Origin of the sequence: Kitasatospora sp. NPDC058190 (genome assembly GCF_042883685.1) — a bacterium.
Taxonomy (GTDB): domain Bacteria; phylum Actinomycetota; class Actinomycetes; order Streptomycetales; family Streptomycetaceae; genus Kitasatospora.
This window is the reverse complement of record NZ_JBHVVI010000013.1, coordinates 1-23,580: the sequence shown is the minus strand read 5'-3', so window position 1 is coordinate 23,580 and position 23,580 is coordinate 1. Positions and strand designations below refer to the sequence as shown.

Below are 23,580 nucleotides of genomic sequence, written 5' to 3'. Positions count from 1 at the left end.
ACGGTGTGTCAGTCCTCGGACATCTCCCCCTCCAGGTGCACCAGGGCGAAGGCCTGTCGGGCGATCTCCAGCTCCTCGTCGGTGGGCACCACCGCGACCGCCACCCGGGCGTACGCGGGCGAGATGATCCGGGGCTCGCCGGAGCGCACCGAGTTCAGCTCCGGGTCCACGGCGATGCCCAGCTCGTCCAGCCCGGCGGTGGCCGCCGCGCGCACCGGCGCCGCGTTCTCCCCGACGCCCGCGGTGAACGCGATCGCGTCCACCCGGCCGAGCACCGCGTAGTAGCCGCCGATGTACTTGCGCAGCCGGTGGACGTAGCTGTCGAAGGCGAGCTTCGCGTCCGCGTCCCCCTCGTCGGCCCGGCGCATGATCTCGCGCATGTCGTTCTCGCCGCACAGGCCGCGCAGGCCGCTGCGGCGGTTGAGCAGGTCGTCGATCTCATCGACGGACAGCCCGCCGACCCGGTGCAGGTGGAACACCACGCCGGCGTCGATGTCACCCGAACGGGTGCCCATGACCAGACCCTCCAGCGGGGTCAGGCCCATCGAGGTGTCCACGCAGCGCCCGCCGCTGACCGCCGAGGCGGAGGCGCCGTTGCCCAGGTGCAGCACGATCACGTTGACCTCGGCCGGGTCCTTGCCGAGCAGCCGGGCGGTGGCCCGCGAGACGTACTGGTGCGAGGTGCCGTGGAAGCCGTAGCGGCGCACCCGGTGCTCGTCGGCCACGGCCTTGTCGATCGCGTACCGGGCCGAGTACTCGGGCATCGACGCGTGGAAGGCGGTGTCGAAGACGGCCACCTGCGGCAGGTCGGGCCGCAGCGCGCGGGCCACCTCGATGCCGGTGATGTTGGCCGGGTTGTGCAGCGGCGCGACCGGGATCAGCCGGCGGATCTCCTTGAGCACCTCGTCGGTGATCACGGTCGGCTCGGTGAACCGCTTGCCGCCGTGCACCACCCGGTGGCCGATCGCGGCCAGCTCGGGGGAGTCCAGCCCGAGGCCGTCGGCGGCCAGCTCCTCGGCGACGGCCTTCAGCGCGGCCGAGTGGTCCGGGAAGACCTGCAGCACCTCGCGCCGCTCGCCCGCACGCGGGGTGTGCGCCAGCCGGCCGCTCGACTCGCCGATCCGCTCGACCAGCCCGGAGGCCAGCTTGGCGCCGTCCAGCATGTCGATCAGCTGGTACTTCACCGACGAGGAGCCGGCGTTGAGAACCAGAACGCGCGTTCCCTCGCTCATGCGCCCACCTCGCTGCGCTCGGCGGTCGCTTCGCGAAACGCGCACCTGCTGGTGATTCTCCCCCAGCCTTCGGCCGGGGGGACCCCCATGCTGCGCTCGCTCATGCCCGCGGCTCCTTGTCGTCCTGGGACTGGATGGCGGTGATCGCGACGGTGTTGACGATGTCCTGCACCAGCGCCCCGCGCGAGAGGTCGTTGACGGGCTTGCGCAGTCCCTGCAGCACCGGGCCGACCGCGACCGCGCCGGCCGAGCGCTGGACGGCCTTGTAGGTGTTGTTGCCGGTGTTGAGGTCCGGGAAGATCAGCACGGTCGCCCGCCCGGCCACCGGCGAGCCCGGCAGCTTGGTGGCGGCGACGAGCTCGTCCACCGCCGCGTCGTACTGGATCGGGCCCTCGACCAGGATGTCCGGGCGCAGCTCGCGGACCAGCTCGGTGGCCTTGCGGACCTTGTCGACGTCCGCGCCCGAGCCGGAGGTGCCGGTGGAGTAGGAGAGCATCGCGACCCGCGGCTCCACCCCGAACTGGGCGGCGGTGGCGGCGGACTGGATCGCGATGTCGGCCAGCTGCTGGGCGTCCGGGTCGGGGTTGACCGCGCAGTCGCCGTACACCAGCACCTTGTCGGCCAGGCACATGAAGAAGACGGAGGAGACGATCGAGGCGCCCGGCGAGGTCTTGATCACCTCGAAGGCGGGCCGGATGGTCGCCGCGGTGGAGTGCACCGCGCCGGAGACCATGCCGTCGGCGATGCCCTCCTGGACCATCAGGGTGCCGAAGTAGGAGACGTCGGTGACCACGTCCAGGGCCAGTTCGACGGTCATCCCCTTGTGGCCGCGCAGCCGGGCGTACAGCTCGGCGAACTGCCGGCGCAGCGGACTGGTGGCCGGGTCGACGATCCGGACCTGGGCACGGTCGGCGCCCGGTTCTGCCCCGGCCTGCGGCAGGTCGATGCCCAGGCTCGCGGCCTTGCGGCGCACCGCGTCGATCTCGCCGAGCAGGGTGAGGTCGCAGATGTTGCGACGCAGCAGGATCTCGGCCGCGCGCAGCACCCGCTCCTCGGTGCCCTCGGGCAGGACGACGTGCCGGCGGCCGGCCCGGGCGCGCTCCAGCAGCTCGTGCTCGAACATCATCGGGGTGACCCGCTCGGACCGGCCGACCTCGATCCGGTTCGTCAACTCGGCCGTGTCGACGTGCAGTTCGAACAGGCCGAGGGCGATCTCGGCCTTCCGGGGGCTGGCCGCGGTGAGCGCGCCCTCCAGGTGGGTCAGGGTGGCGGCGGTGGGCCAGCTGCCCTCGGGGACGACCGCGACCGGGGTGCCGGGGGCGAGCCGGGCGGCCAGCGCCATGACGTTGGGGCCGGGGTGCTGGCCGAGGGTCAGCAGTACGCCGGCGATCGGCGGGGCGCCGGCCGCGTGGGCGGCCAGCGAGCCGACCACCAGGTCGGCGCGGTCCCCGGGGGTGACCACCAGGGCGCCCTCGGTCAGCGCGTCCAGGAAGGTGGGCAGCATGGCGCCGCCGAAGACGAAGCCGCGCACGTCCCGGGCCAGGCCCGCGGCGTCGCCGAGCAGCACCTCGGCGCCGGTCGCCTCGACCAGCTGGGCGACGGTCGGCGCGGCCAGGGCCGGCTCCTCCGGGATGACGTAGGCGGGGATCGGCAGCTTCTCGGTGAGGGTGCGCTGGATCCGCTGCTTGGCGCTCGGGGCGGTCCGGTTGGCGATCATGGCCAGGGTCTCGCAGCCGAGGTCGGTGTACGCCCGGTGGGCATTGCGGACCTCGGCGATCACGGCCTCCGGGTCCTTGCCCTGGCCGCCGACCACCGGCAGCACGGCGGCGCCGAACTCGTTGGCGAGGCGGGCGTTGAAGGCCAGTTCGTCCGGGATGTTGGTGTCGGCGAAGTCGGTGCCGAGCACCAGGACGGCCTGGCAGCGCCGCTCCAGCGCGCGGAAGCGGTCGACCAGGGCGGAGACCAGCTCGTCCTGCCCCTGGGCGGCCTGCAGCGCGGCGGCCTCCTCGTAGGTGAGCCCGTACAGCTCGGAGCCGGGCAGCTCGATCCGGTAGCGGCCGCGCAGCAGCTCGACCACGTGGTCCGAGCCCGGCTCGCCGGGGGCGGCCGCGTGCACCAGCGGACGGAACACCCCGACCCGGTCCACCTGGCGGGTGAGCAGTTCCATGACCCCGAGTTCGACCGCCTGTCGGCCGTCCCCCCGGTCGATGCCGGTCACGTACACGCTGCGCGCCACGTGGATGTCTCCGTCCCGTCGCCTCGGAAGGTGGTCATCTCGACCATACCTTCGCACCCCGAACAGCCGTCCGCGAGCAGAGGTCGCCCCGGGCGGCAAGGGACGAAGGTCACCTCCCGGCTCGCCTCCGGGCGCCCGCGGGAGGGGCGCCCGGAGGGCGGGGGTCAGCGTGCCGGGCGGAGCCAGACGGTGGCGAGCGGGGGGAGGACCAGCTCGGCGGAGCGGGGCTGGCCGTTCCACCCGACCGGCTCGGCCTTGACCGGGTGGGAGTTGCCGATGCCGCTGCCGCCGTAGGTCTCGGCGTCGGTGTTCAGCACCTCCTCCCAGAGCTGCTCGCGGCCGTCCAGGGCGGGCAGGCCGACCCGGTGGCCGTGCCGGACGACGGGGGAGAAGTTGCAGACGGCGACCAGCGGGGTGCCGTCGGCGGCGAAGCGGACGAAGGAGAGCAGGTTGTCCTCGGCGGCGCCGCCGTCCAGCCAGCGGAAGCCGTCCGGGGTGGTGTCGAGCTCCCACAGGGCGGGGGTGTCCCGGTAGATCCGGTTGAGGTCGCGGACCAGGCGGCGCGCGCCCAGGTGTTCCCGGTGCGCCGGCCACTTCTCGTCGAGCACCCACCACTGCGGGCCCTGCTCGTGGTGCCATTCCGCGCCCTGGGCGAACTCCTGCCCCATGAACAGCAGTTGCTTGCCCGGGTGGGACCACATGAAGCCCAGGTAGGCGCGGTGGTTGGCGCGCTGCTGCCACCAGTCGCCGGGCATCTTGGAGACCAGGGCCTGCTTGCCGTGGACGACCTCGTCGTGCGAGATCGGCAGGATGTAGTTCTCGGAGTAGGCGTACACCATCGAGAAGGTGATCTCGTTGTGGTGGTACTTGCGGTGCACCGGCTCCTTGGACATGTAGACCAGCGAGTCGTGCATCCAGCCCATGTTCCACTTCAGTCCGAAGCCGAGGCCGCCGGCGTCGGTGGGCCGGGTGACGCCGTCCCAGGCGGTGGACTCCTCCGCGACGGTGAGTACGCCGGGGCAGCGGCGGTAGACGGTCGCGTTCATCTCCTGGAGGAACGAGGCCGCGTCCAGGTTCTCCCGGCCGCCGTACTGGTTGGGCGTCCAGTCGCCGCCCTCGCGGGAGTAGTCGAGGTAGAGCATCGAGGCGACCGCGTCCACCCGCAGACCGTCGACGTGGAACTCCTCGCACCAGTAGACGGCGTTGGCGACCAGGAAGTTGCGCACCTCCTTGCGGCCGTAGTCGAACTCCAGCGTCCCCCAGTCCGGGTGCTCGGCGCGCAGCGGGTCGGCCGGCTCGTACAGCGGCTCGCCGTCGAAGCGGGCGAGCGCGAAGTCGTCCTTGGGGAAGTGCGCGGGCACCCAGTCGACGATCACGCCGATGCCGTGGCGGTGCAGGGTGTCCACCAGGTACCGGAAGTCGTCGGGGCCGCCGAGCCGGGCGGTGGGGGCGTAGTAGCCGGAGACCTGGTAGCCCCAGGAGCCGCCGAAGGGGTGCTCCATCACCGGCATGAACTCCACGTGGGTGAAGTTCAACTCCTTGACGTAGCGCGGCAGTTCTTCGGCGATCTCGCGGTAGGTGGTGAGCTCGGGCCGCCAGGAGGCCAGGTGCAGCTCGTACACCGACATCGGCGCGCGGTGGTGTGCGGCGCGCGCCCGGCGGGCCATCCACTCGCCGTCCTGCCACGCGTACGAGGAGGAGGTGACCACCGAGGCGGTGCCGGGCGGGCACTGGGCGGCCCGGGCCAGCGGGTCGGCCTTGTCGAGCACCCAGCCCTGCCGGGTGTGGATCTCGTACTTGTACGTGGTGCCCTCGGCGAGGCCGGGGACGAACAGCTCCCAGATCCCGGAGGAGCCGAGCGAGCGCATCGGGTGGCCGGTGCCGTCCCAGTGGTTGAAGTCGCCGATCAGCCGGACCCCGACGGCGTTCGGCGCCCAGACCGCGAAGGCGGTGCCGGGGACGCCGCCGACGGTGCGCACGTGCGAGCCGAGCGCCTGCCACAGCTGCTCGTGCCGGCCCTCGGAGATCAGGTGCAGGTCGAGCTCGCCGAGGGTGGGCGGGGTGCGGTAGCCGTCGTGCTGGCGCAGCGGCTCGCCGCCGGGGTAGGTCACCAGCAGGGTGTAGTCCGGGAGTTCGCGGCCCGCCAGCAGTCCGGTGAACAACCCGCCCTGCTGGTGGGTGAGTTCGGCCGGGCCCTGGGAGGTCTCCACCACCACCCGCTCGGCGAACGGGCGCAGCACCCGGATCGCCGTCCCGCCGTGCACCGGGTGCGCGCCGAGCAGCGCGTGCGGGTCGTGGTGCTGCCCGCCCACCAACCGCTCCACCTCGGCCGGCGGCAGCGGCGCCTCGGGGAGGCGCAGAGCGCCCGTCGGAAAGTCCGTCACGAGGGGGGCCTCGGGTGCGGTTACTCCTTCGTCGGTCGCTGGTCGCTCTCCCTCCTTGCCCGCCATCGGGCAGGAGGGGCCCAGGCTTTCGGCACCGGCGCGCCCTTCGGCTCGGGGCGGGGCGGAGGCCCCGGCCGAGAAGGTGGCCGGAACGGGGCGGGTGGGGCGGCCGGTCGGGTCGAGCGACGTCACGGCGTGGTCCTCCTGCGGCGGGGGTGGGCGAACTCGTGGCGGGCGGGACGGGGAGGGCGGGGTCAGACGGAGAGGGCGAGCCGGTTGATCGCGGCCAGTGGGATCGGAAGCCAGCTGGGCCGGTGCCGGGCCTCGTACACCACCTCGTACACCGCCTTGTCGATCTCCAGCGCCCGCATCAGCTCCGGCGAGGCGGCCGGGTCGGCGCCGCCCCCGGCGGTGTAGCCGGCGCAGAAGGCGGTGCGGTTGCGCTGGGCCCAGGCGGCGGCGAGGTGGGCCAGCTCCGGGTCGACCGGGCCGCCGGCCAGCAGGTGGGCGGCCGCGTAGTCGAAGGAGCGCAGCATCGCGGCGACGTCGCGCAGGGCGGGCTGCGGCTCGCGGCGCTCGTTGACGGACTTGGCCGGTTCGCCCTCGAAGTCCAGCAGCACCCAGCCGTGCGGGGTGCGCATGGCCTGCCCGAGGTGCAGGTCGCCATGGATGCGCTGGACCGGCAGGCCGTCCGGGTGGGCGTCGGCGAGCTGCTGGAAGGCGGTGCGCAGGGCGGCCCGGAAGCGCAGCAGTCCGGGGACGGCGGCGACGGCGCTGTCCAGCCGGTCGGCCATCGCGGTGGCGAGCCGTCCGGTCTGGGTGCGGTCGAGCCGGGCGACCGGCATCGAGCGGGCCAGCACCCGGTGCACCTCGGCGGTGGCCCGGCCGAGCCGGTGGGCCTCGATGGCGAAGTTGCCGGGGGAGCGGTCGCCCTTGAGCCGGCCGACCTGGTCGAGGGCGAGTTCCCAGCCGTCCTCGGCGTCCGGCAGGTAGCGCTGCAGCAGCCCGAGGGTGGCGGGCTCGGCGCGTTCCATCCGGCTCTCGAACCAGGCGGCGACCCGGGGGATGCGGGTGGAGCCGGCCCGGGAGAGCGCGAGCGAGAGCTCCAGGTCGGGGTTGGTGCCGGGGTGGATGCGGCGGAACAGCTTGAGGATGTAGGAGGTGCCGTAGATGACCGAGCTGTTGGACTGCTCGGCGGTGGAGGCGCGGCCGGGGATGTTGGTGGGGAGTCCGGAGCCGGGGGTGCGGCGGAAGGACAGCGAGCCGAAGCGGTCGCCGGTGGCGAGGTGTTCCAACAGGCGGCCGGTGAGCTCGGGGTCGTGCACCGCGTCGTAGAGGGCGGCGCCGTCGTACGGGCCCTGGCTCAGCCGGCCGAGCACCGCGCTGGGCTCGATGTCCGTGGGGCCTTGCGAGCGGACGCCGAGCAGGAGTTGGTAGATGTCGCCGTGCGGGGCGCCGACCGTGGTGGCGTGTTCGACCCGCAGCAGCAGGTGCAGCAGGGCCGGGTCGCCGACCTGGAGCGGGGTTCCGACCACCGGGGTGAGCCCGGTGATGGGCCGTCCCTTCCCGGCGTACCAGCGCTGGGTGGGGAGCCACTCGGCGATCAGCGGCAGGGCCGCCTGGACGAGCTCGCTGACCCCCAGGGCGGTTCTCCGGGGCCCGGTGCCCCGCACGCCCGCCGGCGCGGCGGAACCGGCCGGGGCGTCGTGCTGCACATGGGCTTGAGAACGGGAGGTTTCGGACATGACTCCCTTTCCCCGGAAGCACGCGGACTGCCCGACGAGTCGTGGCCGGGTCCGTCAGTCTTCCGGATTTCGGCGGCGCGGCGGTCGCGGCACGCGAGCACGGCTCGGGTGTCACGCCTTCGTGTGGGTGGCCGTTGGGCTGTTCTCCGTACGCGGTGGTGCAGAGAACTCCGGGGGCGCGGGGTTCAACTCGCGCCCCCGGAGGGTCAGGTGGTGCTGTGCGGACCGGGGTGCCGCGGAGCGTGGCGGATCGTTACTTCGGCCGCCTGGTCCCGCTCAGGCGCGGGGGCTGCCGGAGCTGGAACCAGTAGAAGCCGTGCCCGGCCAGCGTGAGCAGGTAGGGCCACTCGCCGATCGACGGGAAGCGCACCCCGCCGATCAGCTCGACCGGGTACCGCCCGCCGTACTGCCGCAGGTCCAGCTCGGTCGGCTGCGCGAACCGCGAGAAGTTGTTCACGCACATGACCAGGTCCCCCTCGTACTCGCGCACGAAGGCCAGCACGGCGGGGTTGCTGGACGGCAGTTCGGTGTAGGTGCCGAGGCCGAACGCCGGATTGAGCTTGCGGATCTCGATCATGCGACGCGTCCAGTGCAGCAGCGAACTCGAACTGCTCTGCTGCGCCTCGACGTTGGTCACCTGGTAGCCGTACACCGGGTCCATGATGGGCGGCAGACTGAGCCTGCCCGGGTCGGCCGAGGAGAAACCCGCGTTGCGGTCCGGGGTCCACTGCATCGGCGTGCGCACGCCGTCCCGGTCGCCCAGCCAGATGTTGTCGCCCATGCCGATCTCGTCCCCGTAGTAGAGCACCGGCGAGCCGGGCAGGGAGAGCAGCAGGGCGGTGAACAGCTCGATCTGGTTGCGGTCGTTCTCCAGCAGCGGGGCGAGCCGGCGGCGGATGCCCACGTTGGCGCGCATCCGGGGGTCCTTGGCGTACTCCGCGTACATGTAGTCGCGCTCCTCGTCGGTGACCATCTCCAGGGTCAGCTCGTCGTGGTTGCGCAGGAAGATCCCCCACTGGCAGCCGGCGGGGATCTGCGGGGTCTTGGCGAGGATCTCGGACACCGGGTAGCGGGACTCCCGGCGCACCGCCATGAAGATCCGCGGCATCACCGGGAAGTGGAACGCCATGTGGCACTCGTCGCCGCCCCCGGTGAAGTCGCCGAAGTAGTCGACCACGTCCTCCGGCCACTGGTTGGCCTCGGCGAGCAGGACGGTGTCCGGGTAGTCGGCGTCGATCTCCTTGCGGACCCGCCTGAGGAACTCGTGGGTCTCCGGCAGGTTCTCGCAGTTGGTGCCCTCGCGGGCGAACAGGTACGGCACCGCGTCCAGCCGGAAGCCGTCGATGCCGAGGTCCAGCCAGAACCGCAGCCCGGCGACCATCTCGTCCTGGACCCGGGGGTTGTCGTAGTTGAGGTCCGGCTGGTGCGAGAAGAACCGGTGCCAGTAGTACTGCTTGCGCACCGGGTCGTAGGTCCAGTTGGAGGTCTCGGTGTCGACGAAGATGATCCGGGCGTCCGGGTACTGCTTGTCGTCGTCGGCCCACATGTAGAAGTCGCCGTACGGCCCGTCCGGGTCCGCGCGGGAGGCCTGGAACCATGGATGCTGGTCGCTGGTGTGGTTCATGACGAAGTCGATGATCACGCGCATGCCGCGGGCGTGCGCGGCGTCGACGAACTCCATGAAGTCGGCGAGGTCGCCGAACTCCGGCAGCACCGACTTGTAGTCGGCCACGTCGTACCCGCCGTCGCGCAGCGGCGAGGCGAAGAACGGCGGGAGCCAGAGGCAGTCGATGCCGAGCCACTGGAGGTAGTCGAGCCTGGCCGTGAGCCCCTTGAGGTCCCCGACCCCGTCGCCGTTACTGTCCTGGAAGGACCGCACCAGCACCTCGTAGAAGACCGCACGCTTGAACCACTCAGGGTCCAGGTTCTTCTTGGAGGTCTCGGGGAAGGTGTCGGGGACGGGCTCGTTCACTGTCACGCTGGGTTCCTCCGAACCGTGAGGAGGTGAGCCGGCTCGGCTGAGGGATCGAGCCGGACGTAGTTGTGCCGGCCCCAGGTGTAGACGGCGCCGGTGAGCTCGTCGTGCACCGCGAACGGACCGTCGCCGTCGAGGGTGACGGTGGCCTCCTGGACGTGGTGCGGGTCGAGGTTGACCACCGTGATCACCTGGTCGGTCAGGCCCTCGGGGGTGGTCGCGGTCTTGGAGTAGGCGAGCACCTGTTCGTTGTCGGTGTGGTGGAAGCGCAGGTCGCGCAGCTGCTGCAGGGCGGGGTGGCGCCGACGCAGCCGGTTCAGCACGGTGAGCAGCGGGGCGAGGGTGTCGGTGCGGTTCCAGTCGCGCGGGCGGAGCTCGTACTTCTCCGAGTGCAGGTACTCCTCGGAGCCCGGGTGGGCCGGCTCGTTCTCGTACAGCTCGTAGCCGGCGTAGACGCCGTAGCTGGGGGAGAGGGTGGCGGCGAGCACCGCGCGGATCGCGAAGGCGGCGCGGCCGCCGTGCTGGAGGAAGGCGTGCAGGATGTCCGGGGTGTTGGCGAAGAAGTTGGGGCGCATGTAGGCCGCCGCGTCACCGGTGAGTTCGGTGAGGTACTCGGTGAGTTCGGTCTTGGTGTTGCGCCAGGTGAAGTACGTGTACGACTGGTGGAAACCGATCTTCGCGAGGGTGTGCATCATCGCCGGGCGGGTGAAGGCCTCTGCCAGGAACACGACATCCGGGTCGGTGCGGGCGATGTCGCCGAGCACCGTCTCCCAGAACACCACCGGCTTGGTGTGGGGGTTGTCGACCCGGAAGATCCGGACGCCGTGGGACATCCAGAATCGGAGGGTTCGAATGGTTTCCTTGACGATTCCATCCATGTCCTGATCGAAGTTGATCGGATAGATGTCCTGATACTTCTTCGGGGGGTTCTCGGCGTACGCGATGGTGCCGTCCGCGCGGTGGCTGAACCATTCCGGGTGCTTGTTCACCCACGGGTGGTCGGGGGAGCACTGGAGGGCGAAGTCCAGCGCCACCTCCAGGTGCAGGGCCCGGGCCTCGGCGACGAAGTGGTCGAAGTCCTCGATGGTGCCGAGGTCCGGGTGGACCGCGTCGTGGCCGCCCTCGGGGGAGCCGATCGCCCAGGGTGAGCCGACGTCGTGCGGACCGGCCGTCAGGGTGTTGTCCGGGCCCTTGCGGAAGGCTCGCCCGATCGGGTGCACCGGCGGCAGGTAGACCACGTCGAAGTCCATCGCGGCCACCGCCGGCAGTCGCTCGGCGGCGCTGCGCAGGGTGCCCGACAGCGGCGGCTCGACCCCGTTGGGGTCCACCACCGCACCCTCCGAACGGGGGAAGAACTCGTACCAGGAGCCGAACAGCGCGCGCTCGCGGTCCACCTGGAGCGGCAGCGGCCGGGAGGCGGTGAGCAGCTCGCGCAGCGGGTAGCGGGCCAGCAGCTCCAGCACCTCGGGGGCGAGCGCGGCGGCCAGCCGGGACAGCGGCGGCAGCCCCGGGTCGCGCAGCGCGTCGGCGGCGGCCACCACGTGCGCCCGGCCCTCCTTCTTCGGCACCCCGGCGGCGGCCTGCTCCAGCAGCCGGGCGCCCTCCTCCAGCACCAGCGCGGTGTCGATCCCGGCCGGCAGCTTGATCGAGGCGGCCTTGCGCCAGGTGGCGATCGGGTCGCTCCACGCCTCCACCAGGTACGACCAGCGGCCGGGCGCGGTCGGGGTGACGTACGCGCCCCAGCGGTCGGTGCCCTCGGCGAGCTCGCGCATCGGCGTCCACGGGCCGCTGCGGCCGCGCGGGTCGCGCAGCACCACGTTGGCGTTGACGGCGTCGTGGCCCTCGCGGAAGACGGTCGCGGTGACCGCGAAGGTCTCGCCGACGACGGCCTTGGCCGGGCGGCGGCCGGCGTCGACGGTGGGGCTGACGTCCAGGACGGGGATGCGGCCGATCACGGTGTCGCTCTCTGTCGTCTTGCGGGCGGAGGGCTTGGTGGCGGTCTTGGTGGTGCTCTTGGCGGGGCTCTTGGCCGCGCCCTTCGCGCCGCTCCTGCGGGCAGGGGCGGTCGCGGCGGCAGCGGTCGGGGCACCGGCCCCGGGGTCGGCGGCCGGGCGGGTGGTGGCCGTCGCGGCGGCGGTGCGGCGCGTGGTGGTGGTGCGCCTGCGCGGTGCCGCGGTCCGGCCCTCCTCGACCCCGGGTTGTCGGGCCGCTGCGGAGGGCTGTGCTGTGGAGGCCGGGGCTTCGGAGGATTCGGTACGGTCCGCCCCGGACACCCTGGGCGACGGCATCGCCGGGTCTGTCCGAGTGTCAGAATCCATCCGCGCGGCGGATTCCGCGACCGCTGCGTCGAGGGTTTCGGCCACCGGTGTGGACTGGTCCCGCGTGTCGCCGTGCATGCCAAACTCCTGCCCGAGATCGGCGGCAGCTCCCGCGGGCCGGGGTTCGGGCCAGGGGAGTGCCGGGAGGACTGCTGGGGTGGGGAGGACGTGCGACCGGAGCCTGCCCGCGCCGCTGTCCCCGGCAACCTGCCCGGCGCCCGCCGTGGCGGTGGCTGGACGCCCCGGAGCCCGCGCGTGTCCCGGCGCACGCCTCCGGGGGGCACGCCCCTGGCGGCTCGGTCGACCCGTGAACGAGCGGACCGGTGTGGAGGACACGCGTCGGTGCGCGGCGCACACCGAACGGGCTAAGGGGGAACGGGAACGATCAACGCGAAAAGGATTCGGACGTGCTGCTTCACGGTGACGGGAGGCGTCCCCGCAGCATCTACGACCTTCGGTCATCCTCGCACCGGGGACAAGGTTTTCGCAGCGGTACGACAGTAGTTTCGGGCTTTGTCCGGAGTGGATGAGCATCCGGAAATGGAGCTGTTCCGCAGAGTTCATGCATTGGTAGCGCGACGCCCCGGAATGTGCGCCTCGCGCGCCCCCCGTGCAGACCAATGCGCCGAATGCGATCTCATCAATAGGCCGAACGGATGCCCAATAGCCCACATGACCCACTGTCATGGCGACCGCGAAGGCTACGCTTCACGCCTGTGAAGGCAATCCGCAGATTCACCGTCCGCACCGTCCTGCCCGAACAACTCCAGCCGTTGCACGAGCTGGCCCTCAACCTGCGCTGGTCCTGGCATCCCGAGACCAGGGACCTCTTCCGGTCCGTGGACCCGGAGGTCTGGGCCGCGACCGGCGAGGACCCGGTGCGGCTGCTCGGGGAGGTCCCGGCCGCCCGGCTCGCCGCGCTCGCCGCCGACCGGCGGTTCCTGCGCAGACTCGGCGACCTCGCCGACGACCTGCGCGAGTACCTCACCGGGCCGCGCTGGTACCAGACCCAGCTGGAGGCCGGGGCCACCCCGCCGCCCGCCGCGATCGCCTACTTCTCGCCCGAGTACGGCATCGCCGCCACACTGCCCCAGTACTCCGGCGGCCTCGGCATCCTGGCCGGCGACCACCTCAAGGCGGCCAGCGACCTCGGCGTGCCGATCATCGGCGTCGGGCTGTTCTACCGGCACGGCTACTTCCGCCAGTCGCTCAACCGGGACGGCTGGCAGCAGGAGCGCTACCCGCTGCTGGACCCGGACGAGCTCGCCGTCAGCCTGCTCCGCGGGCCCGACGGCACCCCCTGTCGGGTCGACCTCGCCCTGCCAGGCGGCCGCACCCTGGCCGCCCACGTCTGGAAGGCCGAGGTCGGGCGGGTCCCGCTGCTGCTGCTCGACTCCGACATCGAGGCCAACTCGCCAGCCGAACGGGACGTCACCGACCGGCTCTACGGCGGCGGCAGCGAGCACCGGCTGCTCCAGGAGATGCTGCTCGGCATCGGCGGTGTCCGGGCCGTGCGCGCCTACTGCCGGCTCACCGGGCACCCCGCCCCCGAGGTCTTCCACACCAACGAGGGCCACGCCGGCTTCCTCGGCGTCGAACGGATCCGCGAACTGGTCGCCGCCGGCCCCGCCGGAACCGACACCGCGGGCCTGGACTTCGCCGCCGCCCTGGAGTCCGTCCGGGCCGGCACCCTGTTCACCACCCACACCCCCGTCCCGGCCGGCATCGACCGCTTCGACCGCGAGCTGGTCGCCCGCCACTTCGGCGGCGACGTCGCACTGCCCGGTGTCCCGGTCGAGTCGGTGCTCGGGCTCGGCGCCGAGACCTGGTACGGCGGGGACCCGAAGCTGTTCAACATGGCCGCCATGGGCCTGCGGCTCGCCCAGCGCGCCAACGGGGTCTCCACCCTGCACGGCGAGGTCAGCCGCTCGATGTTCAACGGCCTCTGGCCCGGCTTCGACCCCGCCGAGGTGCCGATCACCTCGGTCACCAACGGCGTCCACGCCGCCACCTGGATCGACCCGGCAGTGGTCCGCCTCGGCGCCGCCGAGATCGGCGCCGACCGCGCCGAGGAGGCGATGACCACCGGCGAGACCCAGCGCTGGACCGGCCTGGAGCGGATCGCCAACACCGAGATCTGGGACCTGCGCCGCAGCCTGCGGGCCCAGCTGGTGGACGAGGCCCGCCGCCGGCTGCGCGCCTCCTGGCGCCAGCGCGGGGCCGGCGAGGCCGAACTCGGCTGGGTCTCCTCGGTGCTCGACCCCGACGTGCTCACCATCGGCTTCGCCCGCCGGGTGCCCTCGTACAAGCGGCTCACCCTGATGCTGCGCGACCCGGACCGGCTGCGCGGCCTGCTGCTGCACCCCACCCGGCCGGTGCAGATCGTGGTGGCGGGCAAGGCCCACCCGGCCGACGACGGCGGCAAGCGGCTGATCCAGCAGATGGTCGCCTTCGCCGACGACCCGACGGTGCGGCACCGGATCGTCTTCCTGCCGGACTACGACATGGCGATGGCCCGGCGCCTCTACCCGGGCTGCGACGTCTGGCTGAACAACCCGCTGCGCCCGCTGGAGGCCTGCGGCACCTCCGGGATGAAGGCCGCGCTCAACGGCTGCCTCAACCTGTCCGTCCTGGACGGCTGGTGGGACGAGTGGTACGACGGCCAGAACGGCTGGGCGATCCCCACCGCCGACGAGGCCGCCGGCGTGCTCGACCCGGAGAGCAGCGAGGCCGAGCGGCGCGACGACATCGAGGCCGCCGCGCTGTACGACCTGATCGAGGAGCAGGTCGCCGGCCGGTTCTACGACCGGGGCACGGACGGGCTGCCGCACCGCTGGATCGCCATGGTCCGGCACACCCTGGTCACCCTCGGACCCAAGGTGCTGGCCGGGCGGATGGTGCGCGAGTACGTCGAGCGGCTGTACGCCCCGGCGGCGCTGGCCGAGCGGGAGCTGAGGGTGGAGCTCCCGCCCCGAGCCGAAGGGCGCGCCGACGTCGCGAGCGAGGAGCGACAGGCGACCGACGGGGGAGAGAGCGCCGGAGCGAAGAGCGTCGGCACCGGGTTCGAGCGCCTGGAGGCGAGCGGGCGGGTCACGGCCGCCCGTGAGCTGGCGCTGTGGAAGGCGAAGGTCCGGGACGGCTGGCCGGCCGTGCGGGTCGAGCACGTCGAGGCCGACTGCCCGGCCGAGGCCCAGGAGCTGGGCAGCTCGCTGGCGCTGCGGGTGCAGGTCGCGCTCGGGGCGCTGGAGCCGGGCGACGTCGAGGTGCAGGCGGTCTCCGGCCGGGTGGACGAGACCGACGGCATCTCGGACGCCTCGGTGCTCGCCCTCAAGCCGGTCGGCGGTCCGGACCTGGACGGCCGCACCCGTTACGAGGGCTCGCTGGAGCTCGGCCGCACCGGCCCCTTCGGTTACACCGTCCGGGTGCTGCCCGCCCACCCCCGACTGGCCTCCCCGGCCGAGCTGGGGCTGGTCGCCCTCCCGGCGGAGTCGGCGGGGATGGACGCGGGGCTGCTGCGCTGACACCCGCGGGCGCTGACACCGCCCGCCGCGGCTGCCGTCCGGCGTGCTACGGACGGCAGCCGTCCGCTTGCCCTGTTCATCGGGCGAGGGGAGCGTGATGGTCATGATCGCCGGACCGGCACACCGACTTCGCGGTGACGTGGGCTGACCCGCCCACAGGAGCCGAGCGGCCCGGCCGGGTGCGTGACGGCGCACCCGGTCGGGCACAACTGTGGAGCCTCCTAGACGAGGCTGTCCCGCCAGGCCCGGTGGAGGGCGGCGAAGCGGCCGGAGCCGTCGATCAGGTCCTGCGGGGAGCCGTCCTCGACGATCCGGCCCTGGTCCATCACCAGGACCCGGTCGGCGATCTCCACCGTGGAGAGCCGGTGCGCGATGATCACCGCCGTCCGGCCGGCCAGCACGGTGCGCATCGCCCGCTGGACCGCCTGCTCGCCGGGCACGTCCAGGGAGCTGGTGGCCTCGTCCAGGATCAGCACGGCCGGGTCGGCCAGCAGGGCACGGGCGAAGGCGACCAGCTGGCGCTGGCCGGCGGAGATCCGGCCGCCGCGCTTGCGCACGTCGGTGTCGAAGCCGTTCGGGAGCGCGGTGATGAAGGCGTGGGCGCCGATGTCGCGGGCGGCCTGCTCGACCTCCGCGCGGGTGGCGCCGGGGCGGCCGATCGCGATGTTCTCCGCGACGGTGCCGGAGAACAGGAAGGACTCCTGGGTCACCATCACCACTGCGCGCCGCAGCTCGGGGGTGGCGAGGTCGCGCAGGTCCACCCCGTCCAGCCGGATCCGGCCGTCGGTGGGGTCGTAGAAGCGGGCCAGCAGCTTGGCGACCGTCGACTTGCCCGCGCCGGTCGCCCCGACCACCGCGACCGTCTGCCCGGCCGGGATCAGCAGGTCGAAGGGCGGCAGCACCTCCTTGCCGGTGCGGTAGGCGAAGCGGGTCCGCTCGAACGAGACCTCGCGGGCTGTGACTGTGACTCGCCCGCTCGCCTCCGGGCGCTCGGACCCGGTGCCGACGCTCTTCGCTCCGGCGCTCCCTCCTTCGTCGGTCGCTGGTCGCTCTCCCTCCTTGCCCGCCATCGGGCAGGAGGGGCCCACGCTTTCGACACCGGCGCGCCCTTCGGCTCGGGGCGGGAGCCGTTTCGGCTCGGTCGGCTCGGCGACGGTCGGCTCGTGGGCCAGCAGGCCGGCGATCTTCTCCAGCGCCGCGGCGGCGGCCTGGTAGCTGTTCAGGAACATCGCCAGCTGGTCGATCGGGTCGAACAGGCGGCGCAGGTAGAGCACGAAGGCGGTGAGCACGCCCAGCTCCAGCGCGTCGTCCACCACCAGGTAGGCGCCGAACAGCACGATGCCGGTGGTCCAGAGGTTGGCGGTGGCGCGGGAGAGGCCGACGTAGCGGGCGAGCTCCAGGAAGCCCTCCGCGTTGGCCGTGGAGGACTGGGAGTTGACCACGGCGAAGGCGGCGTCGTTGGTCTTCTCGCGGCGGAAGGCCTGCACCGGGCGGATGCCGTTCATGGTCTCGGTGAAGCGCACGATCATCGAGGCCGCGGCGGTCCGAGAGCGGCGGTAGACCCGGCGGGAGCGGGTGCGGAAGGAGCGGGCGACCAGGGCCAGCGGCAGGAAGGCGAGCAGCGAGGCCAGGCCGAGCCGCCAGTCCAGCACCACCAGCAGCACCGAGATGTAACAGACCGACAGGAAGACGGTCAGCAGCTCCTGGAGCCCTTCGGAGAGCAGCTCGCGCAGCGCGTCGATGTCGCTGGTGGCGCGGGCGATGATCCGACCCGAGGTGTAGCGCTCGTGGAAGTCCAGGCTGAGCCGCTGGGCGTGCCGGAAGATCCGGCCGCGCAGCTCCAGCAGGACGTCCTGGTTGACCCGGGCGCTGACCTTGATGAACGCCCACTGCAGCAGCGGGCTGAGCAGGGCGCAGCACAGGTAGCCGGCCACCACCGCGATCAGCGGGCCGGAGTCGTGTTCGCGCAGCGCCGGGATGCCGCGGTCCATCGCCACCGCGACCAGCAGCGGGCCGGACTGCAACGCGGCCTGCTGGACCAGGATCACCACCATCGCGACGGCGATCCGGGCCCGGTGCGGGCCGAGCAGCGAGCGCAGCAGTGCCCTCGGCGCGCCGGGCGGGACGGGGATGTCCTCCTCGTCGGCCGGGGGCGGGGGCAGCTCCTCCTCGACCGGCCCGGCCGGCTCGGCCGGTTCGGGCTGGGAGGGCTGGGCGGGCTGGACGATGGTGGTCATCGGGCGGGCTCCCTGTCCGAAACGAAGGGGCCGTCCGACCCGAGGGCGGCCTCGCCCGACATCAGTTCGCGGTAGTGCGCGCTGTCGCGCAGCAGTTCCTGGTGGGTGCCGACGGCTTCGATCCGGCCGTCCGCGAGCACCGCGACCCGGTCGGCGAGCAGCACGGTGCTCGGGCGGTGGGCGACCACCAGGGCGGTGGTGGAGCCGAGCACCTCGCGCAGCGCCCGTTCGACCAGGGCCTCGGTGTGCACGTCGAGGGCGGAGAGCGGGTCGTCCAGCACCAGGAAGGCTGGGCGGCCGACCACCGCGCGGGCCAGCGCGAGGCGCTGGCGCTGGCCGCCGGACAGGCTCAGGCCCTGCTCGCCGACCTCGGTCTCCACCCCGGCCGGGAGCTGGTCGACGAAGCCGGCCTGGGCGGTGGCGAGGGCCGAGCGCAGCTGCCGCTCGTCCGCGCCGGGGGCGCCCATCAGCACGTTCTCCCGGACGGTGGCGGAGAACAGGGTGGGCTCCTCGAAGGCCACCGCGACCAGTTCGCGCAGCTTCTCCCGGGGCAGCTCGCGGATGTCCCGGCCGTCCAGGGTGATGGTGCCGGCGGTGGCCTCGTACAGCCGGGGGAGCAACGCGGTGAGCGTGGTCTTGCCGCTGCCGGTCGTGCCGACCAGGGCCATCGTCTCGCCGCTGCGGACGTGCAGGTCGATGCCGGCCAGCAGGTCGGGGCTGTCGGCGGGGGCGTCGGGGTAGCGGAAGCGGACGCCGGTGAAGCGGATGCCGTCCGGGGCGCCGAGGCGGGTGGCGGTGCCCCGGTCCTCGGTCTCGGGTTCGTCCAGGACCTCGAAGAAGCGGTCGGTGGCGGTGGCGGCCTCGTTGGCGTAGGCGAGCAGCCAGCCGAGCGACTCGACCGGCCAGCGCAGCGCGAGCGCGGTGGAGAGGAAGGCGACCAGGGTGCCGGCGCTCAGTTCGTCGTGGGCGACCAGGTAGGCGCCGACGGCCAGGGCGCAGCCGAGGGCGATCTCCGGCAGGCCGACGATCACCGCCCACAGGTTGGCGAGCAGGTGGGCCTTGCGCAGTTCGGTGTGGCGCAGCCGGTGCGACTGTTCGCGGAAGTGCTCGGCCATCGAGCGGTGGCGGCCGAAGGCCTTGAGGATGCGGATGCCGAGGATGGACTCCTCGACCACGGTGGCGAGGTCGCCGTTCTGGTCCTGGGCGAGCCGGGCTGCGCCGGAGTAGCCGGACTCGAAGCGCCGGGTGAGCACGAACAGCGGCACGGAGGGCAGCAGGACGATCAGGGCGAGCCGCCAGTCCTGGGTGAACATCAGCACCGTGCCGGCCAGGAACGTCACCGAGTTGACGACCAGGAACACCAGCGGGAAGGCCAGGAACAGCCGCATGGCGTTCATGTCGGTGGTGGCCCGGGAGAGCAACTGGCCGGAGCCCCAGCGGTCGTGGAAGGAGACCGGCAGCCGCTGGAGCTTGGCATAGAGGTCCCCGCGCATGGCGGCCTCCAGCCGGCCCAGCGGGCGGGAGAGGACCACCCGGCGGGTGTAGAACAGCGCGGCCTCGACCACGCCGAGGGCCAGCAGCAGGCCGACCGGCGGCCAGAGGCCGGCCAGGTCGTGTGAGGCGAGCGGGCCGTCGACGATCCGGCCGAGCACCATCGGGACGGCGAGGGTGCTGAGCATGGCGAGCGAGGCGGCCGACACCGAGACGGCGAGGCGGCCGCGCACGGCCCGGGCGTAGGGCCACAGGCGCAGCAGGGAGCGGACCGTGGAGCGGTGGCTCCCGGCCGCGGGGGCGTCGTCTTGTCGGTTCTCGGCCATCGCGGTGAGGGTAGGCAGAGAGCCCGTCACTTCTCATCCGGTTTTTCGCCCCTGTCGGTGGCACCCGGCGAGAACCGGCCATCCGGACGGGCGGGGCGCGTGCGGAGCTCGGGGCGCGCGATGCCGTTCGTGCAGGGAGTAGTGCGCCGCGCGCCTCTTGCGAGCCCCTGCCGATCGGCCGATGACAACTCCTGACGGATGTTCATTGGTGCGCGAGTGACAGGAGTGTGCAGATGACGGTCGAGACCGGAACCACCCCGGGCCCCGGCTCCGCAACCGTGCAGGTACGGGCCCAGCTCTCCCTCAGCACGACCGCCGCGCGGAACCTGGCGACGACGACCAAGTCGAAGCCTCAGATGCAGGCGATCAGCTCCCGCTGGCTGCTCAAGATGCTGCCGTGGGTGCAGGTCAGCGCGGGTACCTACCGGGTGAACCGCCGTCTGAGCTATGCCACCGGGCGCGGCCGGGCGAGCTTCACCAAGACCGGTTCCGCGGTGGCGGTGATCGCCCCCTCGCTGGCCGAGCTGCCGGTGCTGCGCGGTTTCGAGGATCAGGAGGTGCTGGCCGAGCTGGCCCGCCGGTTCACCCAGCGGGACTTCGCGCCGGGCGACGTCCTGGTGCGGGAGGGGGCGCCGATCGAGGAGGTGTTCCTGGTCGCGCACGGCAAGGTCGATCTGATCGGCACCGGCAAGTACGGCGACCAGACCATGCTCGGCTCGCTCGCGGACGGCGACTACATCGGCGACGAGGCGATCACCGACGGCGGCGGCACCTGGCCGTACACCGTGAAGGCGGCCACCGCCGGGGTCGCCATGGCGCTGTCCTGGCCGGTGCTGCAGGAGCTGATCGGCCGCTCCGAGGCGCTGCGCGAGCAGCTGCTGGGCTTCGCCGCCGACGCCGCCCAGGCGCAGAACGCGCACGGCGAGGCGGAGATCGACCTCTCGGCGGGCCACGAGGGCGAGTACGAGCTGCCCACCACCTTCGTGGACTACGAGCTGGAGCCGCGCGAGTACGAGCTGAGCGTCGCGCAGACCGTCCTCAAGGTCCACACCCGGGTCGCGGACCTCTACAACAAGCCGATGAACCAGACCGAGGAGCAGCTGCGGCTGACCATCGAGGCGCTGCGCGAGCGGCAGGAGCACGAGCTCGTCAACAACCCGGAGTTCGGCCTGCTCGGCAACGCCGACTTCGACCAGCGGATCCAGACCCTCGCGGGCGCGCCCACCCCGGACGACCTGGACGAACTGCTCAGCATGCGCCGTGACACCGACTACCTGTTCGCCCACCCGCGGGCGATCGCGGCCTTCGAGCGGGAGTGCAGCAAGCGCGGCGTCTACCCCGGCACGGTCGACGTCCTCGGCAAGCAGCGGCCGATCTGGCGCGGGGTGCCGATCTTCCCGTGCAACAAGATCCCGGTGACCGAGGACCAGACCACCTCCTTCATCGCGATGCGGGTCGGCGAGGACAACCAGGGCGTGGTCGGCCTCACCCAGGTCGGCATCCCGGACGAGGTCGAGCCCGGCCTGAACGTGCGCTTCATGGGCATCGACGAGAAGGCGATCGCCTCCTACCTGGTCAGCGCCTACTACTCGGCGGCGGTGCTGGTGCCGGACGCGATCGGCATCCTGGAGAACGTCGAGGTCGGTCACGCCCCGGCCTGATCACCCCACGTGGGCGGGCGCCCGCAGCAGCTGCAGCGAGCGCCCGCCCAGCACCACCGCGCCCCGCGGGTACGGCTCGCCCGTGGCCGCGGCCGCCGTGTCCACCACCGTCTCGTACGCGGCCTCCGGCGCCGCCCAGGGCTCCCCGGGCAGGCTGAACACCACCGGTTCGCGGCCCGCGTTGAGCAGCAGCAGGAAGCTGTCGTCCCCGGTCGGCCGGCCGGCCTCGTCCCGTTCGGACATCGCGCTGCCGGAGAGCAGCATGCCGAGGCAGGCGGTGGGGGCGAACCAGTCCGCCTCGGTCATCTCCTTGCCGAGCGGGGTGAACCAGGCGAGGTCCGGCTGACCGCCGGGGGCGGCGGCCCGGCCGGAGAAGAACGCCCGTTGGCGCAGCACCGGGTGGGCGCGGCGCAGCCGGATCAGCCGGGCGGTCAGGTCGCACAGCTCGCGCCAGCCGGGCTGCTCCAGCAGTGACCAGTCGAGCCAACTGACCTCGCCGTCCTGGCAGTAGGCGTTGTTGTTGCCGCCCTGGGTGCGGCCGAGTTCGTCCCCGGCGGTGATCATCGGGACGCCGGCGGAGAGCAGCACCGTGGCCGTCAGGTTGCGCAGTTGGCGCAGCCGCAGCGCGTTGACCGCGGGGTCGGTGGTCTCGCCCTCGACGCCGTGGTTCCAGGAGCGGTTGTCGTCGGTGCCGTCCCGGTTGGCCTCGCCGTTGGCCTCGTTGTGCTTGCGGTCGTAGGAGACGAGGTCCCGCAGGGTGAAACCGTCGTGCGCGGTCACGTAGTTGACGGAGGCGTACGGGCGGCGGCCGCCGCGCTGGTAGAGGTCGGAGGAGCCGGAGAGCCGGTAGCCGAGTTCACGCACGTCCGGGCGGGCGCCGCGCCAGAAGTCCCGTACGGTGTCGCGGTACTTGTCGTTCCACTCGGCCCACAGCGGGGGGAAGCCGCCGACCTGGTAGCCGCCCGGGCCGACGTCCCAGGGCTCGGCGATCAGCTTCACCCGGCTGAGCACCGGGTCCTGGGAGACGGCGGCGAGGAAGGGGTGCTCCATGTCGACCCCGTCCGTGCCCCGGGCCAGGGCGGCCGCGAGGTCGAAGCGGAAGCCGTCCACGCCCATCTCGGTGACCCAGTAGCGCAGTGCGTCGGTGATCAGCCGGATCACCTGCGGGCGGCGGGTGTCCAGGGTGTTGCCGCAGCCGGTGTAGTCGGCGTAGCCACGCGGGCGGTGCGGGGAGAGGCGGTAGTAGGCGGCGTTGTCGATACCGCGCAGCGAGAGCGCCGGGCCGAGTTCGGCACCCTCGGCGGTGTGGTTGAACACCACGTCGAGGATCACCTCGATCCCGGCGGCGTGCAGGGCGCGGACCATCCGCTTGAACTCGCCGACCTGGCCGCCGCGCGAGCCGGAGGCGGAGTAGCCGGCGTGCGGGGCGAAGTAGCCGATCGTGTTGTAGCCCCAGTAGTTGACCAGGCCGCGGGCCTGCAGGTGGTCCTCGCTGGCGTACTGGTGCACCGGCAGCAGCTCGACGGCGGTGACGCCGAGGCGGGTGAGGTGGGCGATCGCGGCGGGGTGGGCCAGGCCGGCGTAGGTGCCGCGCAGGTGGGGCGGGATGTCGGGGTGGCGCATGGTGAAGCCGCGGACGTGGAGCTCGTAGAGCACCGTCTCGGCCCACGGGGTCTTCGGGCGGTGGTCGTCGTACCAGTCGTCGTCATCGTGGACGACCACGGATCTGGGCACGTAGGGGGCGGAGTCGCGGTTGTCCCGGACGGTGTCGGCGACGTCGGCCTCCGGCCAGTTGCGGACGGCGGAGCAGGCGGCGTCGTGCGAGGTGTAACAGCCGTCGACGGCGCGGGCGTACGGGTCGAGCAGCAGCTTCGCCGGGTTCCAGCGCGCGCCGGTCCACGGGTCCCAGCGGCCGTGCACCCGGAAGCCGTAGCGGGCGCCGGGGCGTACGCCGGGCAGGAAGCCGTGCCAGATCTGGAAGTCCTGCTCGGTCAGGCGGTGCCGGCTCTCCCGGCCGTCCTCGTCGAACAGGCACAGGTCGACGGCCTCGGCGCCGGCCGCCCAGAGCGCGAAGTTGGTGCCCGCGCCGCCGAGTTGACCGGTCCGGAAGCGGGCGCCGAGTGGCTGCCAGCTGCCGGGCCACGGTGGTTCGGTCTGGCCCAGGCCGCCGCTCGGCCGTACCCCGGCTTCCAGCTCCTGCCCTGACGCCATGGCCGTCCCTCCCTGAACGGGGTGTCCCGGAACCCGTTCACCTTCTCTTTCCCGGATTGCGGGGGGAGGAAGCCGCTGAACGGGGGCTTACCGGCGGATGGCGGGGTGGGGGGTGTCTGTTGTGTTCGGGTGGCTTTCGGGAGGGTGGGTGGCCGGGGGCGGCTCCGGGGGCGGCCGCTCCGGGGGCTGGATGATTTTCAGACTGCCCATTCGGTGGGGTGGGGGCGTGGGGTGCGGTGGCAG

11 protein-coding genes are annotated in these 23,580 nt (G+C 72.6%); 2 read left to right on the top strand and 9 right to left on the bottom strand.

The features are described from left to right. Positions 1-8: 8 nt before the first annotated feature. The 6 genes from ACFVWU_RS08490 to ACFVWU_RS08465 form a co-directional block, all read right to left on the bottom strand. The gene (locus ACFVWU_RS08490; RefSeq protein ID WP_387617116.1) at positions 9-1,232 is read right to left on the bottom strand and encodes an acetate kinase; all 1,224 of its coding nucleotides are present in this window, start codon (positions 1,230-1,232) and stop codon (positions 9-11) included. Between the two features lie 100 nt (positions 1,233-1,332). Then, on the bottom strand, positions 1,333-3,468 hold the full coding sequence (gene pta / locus ACFVWU_RS08485) for a phosphate acetyltransferase (RefSeq protein WP_387617114.1): 2,136 nt from the start codon (positions 3,466-3,468) through the stop codon (positions 1,333-1,335). A gap of 164 nt (positions 3,469-3,632) precedes the next feature. After that, positions 3,633-5,852: a 1,4-alpha-glucan branching enzyme gene (gene glgB / locus ACFVWU_RS08480; RefSeq protein WP_387617112.1), complete on the bottom strand. Its 2,220-nt coding sequence runs from the start codon at positions 5,850-5,852 to the stop codon at positions 3,633-3,635. 254 nt (positions 5,853-6,106) lie between these two features. After that, on the bottom strand, positions 6,107-7,597 hold the full coding sequence (locus ACFVWU_RS08475; protein ID WP_387617110.1) for a maltokinase: 1,491 nt from the start codon (positions 7,595-7,597) through the stop codon (positions 6,107-6,109). Positions 7,598-7,850: 253 nt separating this feature from the next. Further along, complete coding sequence (gene treS / locus ACFVWU_RS08470; RefSeq protein ID WP_387617108.1) at positions 7,851-9,575, bottom strand: maltose alpha-D-glucosyltransferase; 1,725 nt, start codon at positions 9,573-9,575, stop codon at positions 7,851-7,853. Then, complete coding sequence (locus ACFVWU_RS08465; protein ID WP_387617267.1) at positions 9,572-11,527, bottom strand: alpha-1,4-glucan--maltose-1-phosphate maltosyltransferase; 1,956 nt, start codon at positions 11,525-11,527, stop codon at positions 9,572-9,574. Before ACFVWU_RS08465 ends, treS begins: the two co-directional genes overlap by 4 nt. Positions 11,528-12,606: 1,079 nt before the next feature. Here ACFVWU_RS08465 and glgP point away from each other — a divergent pair. Continuing rightward, positions 12,607-15,411 (top strand): alpha-glucan family phosphorylase, encoded by a 2,805-nt coding sequence (gene glgP, locus ACFVWU_RS08460; protein ID WP_387617106.1) that lies wholly within the window; start codon positions 12,607-12,609, stop codon positions 15,409-15,411. Positions 15,412-15,632: 221 nt separating this feature from the next. Here glgP and ACFVWU_RS08455 read toward each other — a convergent pair whose 3' ends face one another. Together ACFVWU_RS08455 and ACFVWU_RS08450 are read right to left on the bottom strand one after the other, a co-directional pair. Then, on the bottom strand, positions 15,633-17,648 hold the full coding sequence (locus ACFVWU_RS08455) for an ABC transporter ATP-binding protein (protein WP_387617104.1): 2,016 nt from the start codon (positions 17,646-17,648) through the stop codon (positions 15,633-15,635). After that, positions 17,645-19,465, bottom strand: coding sequence for an ABC transporter ATP-binding protein (locus tag ACFVWU_RS08450; protein ID WP_387617102.1), 1,821 nt, complete (start codon positions 19,463-19,465; stop codon positions 17,645-17,647). Before ACFVWU_RS08450 ends, ACFVWU_RS08455 begins: the two co-directional genes overlap by 4 nt. 233 nt (positions 19,466-19,698) lie before the next feature. Here ACFVWU_RS08450 and ACFVWU_RS08445 point away from each other — a divergent pair, with 233 nt between their 5' ends. After that, positions 19,699-21,126 carry a family 2B encapsulin nanocompartment shell protein gene (locus ACFVWU_RS08445; RefSeq protein WP_387617100.1) on the top strand — a complete coding sequence of 476 codons (1,428 nt, stop codon included), beginning with the start codon at positions 19,699-19,701 and terminating at the stop codon, positions 21,124-21,126. Here ACFVWU_RS08445 and glgX read toward each other — a convergent pair whose 3' ends face one another. Beyond that, on the bottom strand, positions 21,127-23,337 hold the full coding sequence (gene glgX / locus ACFVWU_RS08440) for a glycogen debranching protein GlgX (RefSeq protein ID WP_387617098.1): 2,211 nt from the start codon (positions 23,335-23,337) through the stop codon (positions 21,127-21,129). Positions 23,338-23,580 lie beyond the last annotated feature (243 nt).